This is a genomic window from Streptomyces sp. SID3212 (assembly GCF_009865405.1).
GTDB lineage: Bacteria > Actinomycetota > Actinomycetes > Streptomycetales > Streptomycetaceae > Streptomyces.
This window is the reverse complement of sequence record NZ_WWJY01000338.1, coordinates 1-8,225: the sequence shown is the minus strand read 5'-3', so window position 1 is coordinate 8,225 and position 8,225 is coordinate 1. Positions and strand designations below refer to the sequence as shown.

Here is an 8,225-nt window from a genome sequence, read left to right as displayed (position 1 = left end):
CCCGTCCGGCGATTGAGGACATCAGTAAGCGCAACCGGCCACCGGGCACAGGTTGGCAGAAGCTACCGCGCCGCGTACGCCACCACCCGGTCCACCGCCTGCCAAGGCGAAGGCATCGCCGCGATCTCCGCAGCCACCCCCACCCCCCGCTCCCGAAACCCCTCCTCCCCCGCCACCGTGCGAAACGCGTGGCGCACCGCGTCCGCCGAAAGACCGCCCCCATTCGCCGCCTCCCCCGGATCCGCCAGGAGCCCGACCCGCGCGCGGACGACCTGCGCCGCGATGTCGTACTGGTCGGCCGCCAGCGGCGCCACCACCAGCGGCACCCCGTGCGCGAGCGCCCCGAGGACCGTCCCGGCACCCGCGTGGCAGACGACCATGTCCACGTACGGGAGTAGCTGCTTCTGCGGTACGTACCGCTCGACCCGCACGTACGGCGGCTGCGCCGCGAAGCGCGCCACGTCGCCGTTCGTGCCGAGCGTCACCACGACGTTGACCCGCTCGCCGTGCAGCGCCCGGATCATCGTCTCCAGGACGCCCGGCAGGTTGCCGTGGCCGGTGCCGAGGGTGACGTACACCGTCTTCTCGAACGGAAGTCCGTCGAGCAACGCGGGCCGGGGCCCCCGCGTCGGCTCGGGCGTGACGTGTTCCGCCCGCAGGGGCCAGCGCTCGGTGAACTCCCACTCGGCCGCGCCACCCGCCACCGTGTCGTCGGGGCGCATACTCGCAGGCCAGATCTCCAGGCAGGGCACACGGTCGAGGCGGCGGCCACGCCCCGGCCCCCCGTGGCCCACGACCTCCGCCACCGCACGCCAGCCCGGTTCCGCGAACGCGGCGGAGCGGGGCGGTCCGAAATCCTCCAGTACGTACGGGACGCCGGCCGACGCCGCGGCGATCACCCCGGCCCGCTCGGTGGGGCCCGCGACCACCAGGTCGGGGCGCCAGGTGCGGACCACCTCCGCCACGTCCCCGGCCATCTCGGCCGCCGCGATCTCGATCAGGCCGTGGACGAGGAGATGCCGTACCCGCTCCTCCGCCGACAGCCCGGCGAGCACGTCGGCGGGGTACGCGCGCCGGTAGCGCCCGGCCGACTCGGCGAAGGGCGGCCCCGCGGCGACGGCGGGCAGCCCGAGCGCCTCCGGATGCCACACCCCGTCGGGCCCGGTCACGAACAGCACCTCGTGCCCCCGGTCCCGCGCGGCCGTCACCAGGGGAAGCAGGGGTGCGAGGTGGCTCTGGACCGGTACGGAGGTGAAGAGCAGACGCATGGGCACCACCACCCTTCCCGGTGACGCGGCCCCCGTCCTCCTACCTACTCCCCCAACGCTAGCCCGCCCCTCACCAGGCGTCGCGCGGACAGCGGGGGCGCGCCTCAGGTGGTGACGCCGAAGGTCACGCGGTAGTCGCAGGCCCCCTTGCACGGCATGGTCGCGGAGTCGTCGAAGGCGTAGGAGTACGCGTACGGCTCCGCCCGCTTGAACACCTGCGTGTAGTCGACCGGCCAGCGGGACGGCACGCAGTTCTCGCGCCCCGCCCACTCGTCCTGGCAGCAGTACGTCTTGCCGCCGAAGGCCGTGCACGGGTTCGTGCAGCCGACCACCCGCCCGCCGGCCGTGAACCGCATCTTGTCCGGGCACGCGACCCGCTTCGTACAGCCGCCCGCCGAGCATCCGGAGGCGCTGACGGGGTCGGTGGTGTCGCCGCGGGTGATGTTGATGTACATCGGCAGGTTCGAGCCGTCCACCATGCTCACGTCGTAGAAGTCCATCGCCCCGGGCTTGGGCGCGCTGAGCGCGAACTCGGCCAGCGTGGCGGGGGTCGCGCCGCTCCCGGTGCACTGGAAGCCGCCCGCGCAGTCGCCGGTCTCGCAGTGACCGTTCCCGGCGGAGTCGAAGGAGCAGCCGGTACGCCCCCAGAACCGCCCGATCCAGCCACTCGGCACCTCGACCGCGACCCGCTGCCCGGGGGTGAGCTTCCAGCCGGTGGCGGCGAGGGGGTGCTCGGGGCTGCCGAGGGCGGCGACCCAGACGGTCTGGCTCTCGTTGTTGACGAAGGAGACGATCCGGGTGTCGGCGGTGCCCGCGCTCGCGCCACCTGTGGAGGGGGTGGACGCGGCGGCCTCGCTCTTACGGGTGGTCGGCTGCTTGTCCTTCTTCGCCGCGGCCGTCTTCTTCGGCTTCGGCTTGCTGGACGCGGACGGCGAAGGACTGGCCGAGGGGGTGGGCGCCGGGACGGAGGGCAGGACGACCGTCGCGCTCGCCTCGGGCACACCGGCGGTCCGTACGGAGTCCACGTCCGCCGCGGCCCCGAAGAGTGAGGGCCACATCAACGCCGCCACCGCGCCCCCCGCCGCGACAACCCCGGCCGCCCCCGCCCACCAGCCCCGCCCGCTCCGACTCCGCCTCGCCCGGTGCCGCGTTCTCGCCATCGCCGTACCTTCCACCACTCGCCGATACGAGGACCCCCGACGGAGCCCCCGTATCGGAGACGGCCCGGACCCCCACCCCGACAACAAGAACCGGAACACCGGTTTCCGGCGGTCAGGTGGCGATGTTCGTACGCGCGCTCTCCTCGGCCACGGTCGGAAGCGAGCCCGCGACGACCTTGCTGGTCGTACGGCGGTGGTGGCGCAGGGACACGACCGTGAGGGCGGCTGCCAGGGCGGTCATGGAGGCGCCCGCCCAGGCTGTCGCGGCGTAGCCCAGGTTCGCGTCGATCACTCGGCCGCCGAGCCAGGGGCCGCTGGTGTTGCCCAGGTTGAAGGCGGCCGTCGAGGTGGCGCCGGCCAGGGTGGGGGCCGCTGCCGCGAGGTTGAACATGCGGGCGCTGAGGGCCGGGGCCGTGATGAAGGCCGAGAAGCCGAGGAAGAAGGCCAGGGGGACGACGACGGCGGGGTGCGAGGCGGTGAGGGCCAGGGTGATGAGGAGGACGGTTGAGGTGCCTATGCCGCCCAGGAGGACACCGAAGGGGTGCGCGTCGGCCAGGCGGCCGCCGGACGTCGTACCGGCCAGGGCGCCGATGCCGAAGAGGGCCAGCACGGTCGGGACCCAGCCGCTGTCCAGGCCGGAGACATCGGTGAGGAGCGGGGCGAGGTACGAGAACGTACAGAAGATGCCCCCGCCCGCGAGCGCCGTCAGGACGATCGCCAGCCAGATCTGGCGGTCGGCGTACAGGGACAGTTCCCGCCGGACCAGCGGCTTCTCGGCGGGGAGGGGGATACGGGGGATCAGGGTCAGTACGCCGACGAGCGCGACGGCGGAGGCCGCGGCGACCGCCCAGAACGCCGAGCGCCAGCCCAGGTGTTCGCCGAGGAACGCGCCGGCGGGGACGCCGAGCACGTTGGCGATGGAGAGCCCGCCGATCATCACCGACATGGCGCGGGCGCGCGCCGTGACCGGGACCATCGCGATGGCCACCCCGGCGCCGACCGCCCAGAACCCGGCGCAGGCGAGAGCGCTCACGACACGTGACGCGAAGAGGATCTCGTACGTCGGGGCCACGGCGCCGGCGACCTGGCCGAGGCCGAAGACCGAGATCAGCGCGACGAGGGTGGCGCGGCGCGGCAGCCGGAGGGTCGCCACGGCGAGCAGGGGCGCGCCGACGACCATGCCGATCGCGAAGGCGGAGATGAGGAGTCCGGCCGTGGGGATGGACACGTCCATGTCGTCGGCGAGGTCCGGGAGGAGGCCGGAGAGCATGAACTCGCTCGTCCCGAGGGCGAATACGGACAGTCCCAGGGTGTGGACGGCTATCGGCATACGGGGCTTGGGCACGACAGGTGACAACGCGAAAACTTTCCGTCGCATTCCCGCGCCGCGGCCCTAGGGCGTGTCCGCGAAGTGGGGTCTGGCTCGCGGCGCCTGGCACGCGCGCTCGCGGCGTTGTCGGACCCACCCCGTACATCCAGTACGGGGTGGGTCCTCCGCCTTGCGATCGCACGCACCGGACACCGCGAGCCCCGCCCTCCGGGCGGACGACCCCACTTCGCGGACACGCCCTAGGCGGTGAGGGTGCGCAGCTCCGCCGCCAGGTTCCTGCGGGCGCGGGCCTCCCACTCCAGTTCGCCGTGCGGGGTACGGAACAGGCGTGGCAGGTCCAGGAGTTGCTCCAGGATCGCGGCCCGGCCCGCCCGGAAGTCGTCCTCGGGGACAAAGCCGTACTCCTCGCGCACCGCCGCGGCGTACGCGTCGTACGCCTCCGGGGCCGAGCCCAGGACGGCGAGGTCCGCGTCGCACAGGACGGCGCCGTTGCGGTCGTCGTCGGCGGCGGCGTGGGTGGTGGTGAGGCGGACGAGCCGGGCGACCTCGTCCGTATCCTCCTGGCTCAACCCGGCCTCGGGGAGGGCGAGTTCGGCGAGGCGGGCGGAGCGTTCCTCGTTCTCCGAGCGGTCGGGGCGGTAAACGGCGTCGTGGAACCAGGCGGCGAGGCGGACGAGGTCCGGATCGTCGGCGTACCGCACCAGCGTGTCGATGTGGTCGAGGACCGCGCGGAGGTGGTCGACGGTGTGGTAGCGCCGCTGGGGCTCGGACCAGCGGGTGAGGAGCTGGTCGGCGTACGGGTACGGGTCGCGGATCTCCGCCTCCCGCGCCGCGTCGCGCAGGGTGGTGGCGAAGCGGTCGCCGAGGGCGGGGCCCGGCGCGGGGTCCGGGCCGTGGTCGAGGTCGGGCATGGCGCCGACGATACGGGCCGAACGCGCCCCAGGGCGTGTCACAGGGGCTTGAAGTTGCGCAGCCGCAGGCTGTTGCCGACGACGAAGACCGAGGAGAACGCCATCGCCGCGCCCGCGATCATCGGGCTGAGGAGTCCGGCGGCGGCCAGCGGCAGTGCGGCGAGGTTGTAGGCGAAGGCCCAGAACAGGTTGCCCTTGATCGTGCCGAGGGTGCGGCGGGCGAGGCGGACGGCGTCGGCGGTGGCCCGCAGGTCGCCGCGTACGAGAGTCAGGTCGGCGGCCTCGATGGCCGCGTCCGTGCCCGTGCCCATGGCGAGGCCGAGGTCGGCCTGGGCGAGCGCGGCGGCGTCGTTGACCCCGTCGCCGGCCATGGCGACGGTCCTGCCCTCCGCCTGGAGCCGCTTGACGACGTCGACCTTGTCCTCGGGCATCACCTCGGCGATGACCTGGTCGATGCCGACCTGGGCGGCGACCGATTCCGCGACGGCCCGGTTGTCGCCGGTGAGCAGGATCGGTGTCAGGCCGAGGGCGCGGAGCTGCCGTACGGCTTCGGGGCTGGTCTCCTTGACCGCGTCGGCGATCTCCAGGAGGCCGCGCGCCTCGCCGTCCCAGGCCACCGCGATCGCCGTACGGCCCGTCGCCTCGGCCGCTTTCCTGGCCGCGTCGAGTGCCTCGGGGAGGTGGATCTCCCACTCGGCGAGGAGTTTCACCCGGCCCACGAGGACGGCGTGGCCCTCGACGACGCCCTGGACGCCGAGGCCGGGGAGGTTCGCGAAGTCCTCGGGGGTGGGCAGCGTACCGGCGCGTGCGGTGGCGGCCTCGGCGACGGCGCGGGCGAGGGGGTGCTCGGAGGCGTGCTCCAGCGCGCCCGCGAGGCGCAGGACGTCGCGCTCGTCCGTACCGTCCGCCGCGTGGGTGGCGAGGAGGGTCATCCGGCCGGTGGTGACCGTGCCCGTCTTGTCGAGCACGATCGTGTCGACGCGGCGCGTCGACTCCAGCACCTCGGGGCCCTTGATGAGGATGCCGAGCTGGGCGCCGCGTCCCGTACCGACCATGAGGGCGGTCGGGGTGGCCAGACCCAGCGCGCAGGGGCAGGCGATGATCAGCACGGCGACGGCGGCGGTGAAGGCGGCGGTCGCGCCGGCCCCGGCGCCGAGCCAGAAGCCGAGCGTGGCGAGCGCCAGGCCCATGACGACCGGGACGAACACGGCGGAGATCCTGTCGGCGAGGCGCTGGGCCGCGGCCTTGCCGTTCTGGGCGTCCTCCACCATCCGTGCCATACGGGCGAGTTGGGTGTCGGAGCCGACCTTCGTGGCCTCCACGACCAGCCGTCCCCCGGCGTTGAGGGTCGCGCCGGTGACGGGGTCGCCGGTGGAGACCTCCACCGGGACCGACTCGCCGGTCAGCATGGAGGCGTCCACGGCCGAGGAGCCCTCGACCACCGTGCCGTCGGTGGCGATCTTCTCGCCGGGCCGTACGAGGAAGCGGTCCCCGACCCTCAACTGCCTGGTGGGGACGACGCTTTCGCGGCCGTCGCGCAGGACGGTGACGTTCTTGGCGCCCAGTTCCAGCAGCGTACGGAGGGCCGCCCCGGCCTTGCGCTTGGCGCGGGCCTCGAAGTAGCGGCCGGCCAGGAGGAACGCGGTGACACCGGCGGCGGCTTCGAGATAGATGTTCCCGGCGCCGTCGGAGCGGGAGATGGTGAACTCGAAGGCGTGGGTCATCCCCGGCATGCCCGCCGTACCGAAGAACAGGGCCCACACCGACCAGAGGAACGCGGCCGACGTGCCGAGCGAGATGAGCGTGTCCATCGTGGCGGCGCCGTGCCGGGCGTTGGTCCACGCGGCGCGGTGGAAGGGCCAGGCGGCGTAGGTGACGACGGGGGCGGTGAGGGTGAGGGAGAGCCACTGCCAGTTGGTGAACTGGAGCGCGGGGATCATCGCCATGGCGATGACGGGGAGGGCGAGGAGGACGGCGGTGATCAGACGGGCGCGGAGGGGGCGGAGGGCGTGGTCCTCGGAGTCCCTGCTTTTTTCTGTGCCCGCCGGGCCGTGCTCCGGGCCGCGCTCCGGGCCTTCCGCCGGGCCGTCCTCCGGTCCGCCGGGGTCGGTCGACGGCTCGGGTGCGGGCTCCTGGGCGGTGTAGCCGGTGGCCTCGACGGTGGCGATGAGATCGCGTACGGAGAGGCCGTCGCCCTGGTAGCTGACCTTGGCCTTTTCGGTGGCGTAGTTCACCGTGGCCTCGACGCCGTCCATGCGGTTGAGCTTCTTCTCGACGCGGGCGGCGCAGGAGGCGCAGGTCATGCCGCCGATGAGGAGCTCGACGGAGGAGGCGGTGGCCGCGGGGTGGGCGGCGGTGTCCGTGTCGGTCGCCGTGTTGGTCGCCGTGTCCGTGTTCCTGCCCTGGGCGAGGTTCATGACGGGCGGCTCCTTGGTCGTCGGCAGACTCGGGTCCATCTCTTTCATCTCTTTTCATGTATACCCCCTACCCCTATCCACAGGATACCCCTGAGGGGTATTTTCTCGGTCATGGGCATCACGATGAGTACCAAGGTGAGGGTGGCCGCGTTCGTGCTGGCGCTGGTGGCGTCGTTCGGGGTGGCGTACGGGATCGGCGCGGCGGTGGGTCCGCTGGGGGGCGGGGCGCGGGAAACGCACGAGCCCGCGCCGCATGGGGGCCACGATGCGGGAGATACGGGTGCGGATGGCGTGATGCGGTGATGCGCGGAGGAGGGGGCGCCCCTTAGGCTGGCGATTGGACTAGACCTGTCCACCTACCTAGGAATGGGGCCCGATGAGCAAGCGTGCAGTCCTGGAGGTGATCGCTCTCGACGCGGAGGACGCGGTCGCCGCGCGGAGCGGGGGCGCGGACCGGCTCGAACTCGTCACCGACATGGCGGCCGACGGCCTGACCCCGCCCCGGGAGACCTTCGCGAAGATCCGGGACGCCGTCGACATCCCCCTCCGGGTGATGCTGCGGCTGTCCGACGGCTTCTCGGCGGGCGGCGCGGACGGGGTGGACGCGCTCGTGGACGCGGCGCGGGGGCTGCGGGCCGAGGGCGCGGACGAGTTCGTCTTCGGCTTCCTCGACGCGGACGGGACGCCGGACCTGGTGACCGTCGAACGGCTGGTGGCGGAGCTGGACGGGTGCCGGTGGACGTTCCACCGCGCGATCGACCGCGCGGCGGACCGTGACGCGCTCCGCAAGCAGCTCGCGGACCTGCCGGGCCTGGACACGTTCCTCACGGCGGGTTCGCCGGACGGCGTGGACAGCGGCCTGCCGACGCTCCTGGCGGAGTCCTCCGCTTCGGGGCGGGGGGAGCCGGGCTATGGGGCGTGTCTGTTGGTGGGGGGTGGGTTGCGGCTTGAGCATGTGCCGGCGCTGCGTGCGGGGGGCGTGGACGCGTTCCACATCGGGGGCGCGGCGAGGCCCTTCGGGTGGGCGGGGCCGGTTTCGCCTTCGGCGGTGAGGTCGTGGCGGGCGACGCTTGACGCGTAGCCTTTGGCCCGGTGTCCGTTGCGCTTCTGTTGTCCTCAATCGCCGGACGGGCTTGGTT

The 8,225-nt window shown here is 73.1% G+C and carries 7 protein-coding genes; 2 read left to right on the top strand and 5 right to left on the bottom strand.

All coding sequences use genetic code 11. From position 1 onward, the window contains the following. Positions 1-62: 62 nt before the first annotated feature. The 5 genes from GT042_RS10300 to GT042_RS10280 form a co-directional block, all read right to left on the bottom strand. Positions 63-1,268, bottom strand: coding sequence for a glycosyltransferase (locus GT042_RS10300; protein ID WP_161308412.1), 1,206 nt, complete (start codon positions 1,266-1,268; stop codon positions 63-65). Between the two features lie 104 nt (positions 1,269-1,372). After that, positions 1,373-2,428, bottom strand: coding sequence for a thaumatin family protein (locus tag GT042_RS10295; RefSeq protein WP_161308411.1), 1,056 nt, complete (start codon positions 2,426-2,428; stop codon positions 1,373-1,375). Positions 2,429-2,540: 112 nt separating this feature from the next. Further along, a complete protein-coding gene (locus tag GT042_RS10290) occupies positions 2,541-3,758 on the bottom strand; it encodes a Cmx/CmrA family chloramphenicol efflux MFS transporter (RefSeq protein ID WP_161308414.1) in 1,218 nt (405 codons plus the stop codon). Positions 3,759-3,997: 239 nt separating this feature from the next. Further along, positions 3,998-4,669, bottom strand: a complete 672-nt coding sequence (locus GT042_RS10285; RefSeq protein ID WP_161308410.1) for an HD domain-containing protein — start codon at positions 4,667-4,669, stop codon at positions 3,998-4,000. Between the two features lie 38 nt (positions 4,670-4,707). After that, entirely contained in the window at positions 4,708-6,972 is a 2,265-nt protein-coding gene (locus tag GT042_RS10280) for a heavy metal translocating P-type ATPase (RefSeq protein ID WP_237530660.1), read from the bottom strand. 225 nt (positions 6,973-7,197) lie between these two features. On the opposite strand from GT042_RS10280, the gene GT042_RS10275 reads away from it, so the two are divergent. Together GT042_RS10275 and GT042_RS10270 are read left to right on the top strand one after the other, a co-directional pair. Next, entirely contained in the window at positions 7,198-7,389 is a 192-nt protein-coding gene (locus tag GT042_RS10275) for a hypothetical protein (protein WP_161308409.1), read from the top strand. Between the two features lie 73 nt (positions 7,390-7,462). Further along, positions 7,463-8,167, top strand: coding sequence for a copper homeostasis protein CutC (locus GT042_RS10270; protein WP_161308408.1), 705 nt, complete (start codon positions 7,463-7,465; stop codon positions 8,165-8,167). Positions 8,168-8,225: the final 58 nt, after the last annotated feature.

Excerpts from the sequence above, each read along its gene's own strand:
- GT042_RS10290 (WP_161308414.1), bottom strand. The coding sequence starts at position 3,758 with ATGCCGATAGCCGTCCACACCCTGGGACTGTCCGTATTCGCCCTCGGG.
- GT042_RS10295 (WP_161308411.1), bottom strand. The coding sequence starts at position 2,428 with ATGGCGAGAACGCGGCACCGGGCGAGGCGGAGTCGGAGCGGGCGGGGC.
- GT042_RS10280 (WP_237530660.1), bottom strand. The coding sequence starts at position 6,972 with ATGACCTGCGCCTCCTGCGCCGCCCGCGTCGAGAAGAAGCTCAACCGC.
- GT042_RS10270 (WP_161308408.1), top strand. The coding sequence starts at position 7,463 with ATGAGCAAGCGTGCAGTCCTGGAGGTGATCGCTCTCGACGCGGAGGAC.
- GT042_RS10275 (WP_161308409.1), top strand. The coding sequence starts at position 7,198 with ATGGGCATCACGATGAGTACCAAGGTGAGGGTGGCCGCGTTCGTGCTG.
- GT042_RS10285 (WP_161308410.1), bottom strand. The coding sequence starts at position 4,669 with ATGCCCGACCTCGACCACGGCCCGGACCCCGCGCCGGGCCCCGCCCTC.
- GT042_RS10300 (WP_161308412.1), bottom strand. The coding sequence starts at position 1,268 with ATGCGTCTGCTCTTCACCTCCGTACCGGTCCAGAGCCACCTCGCACCC.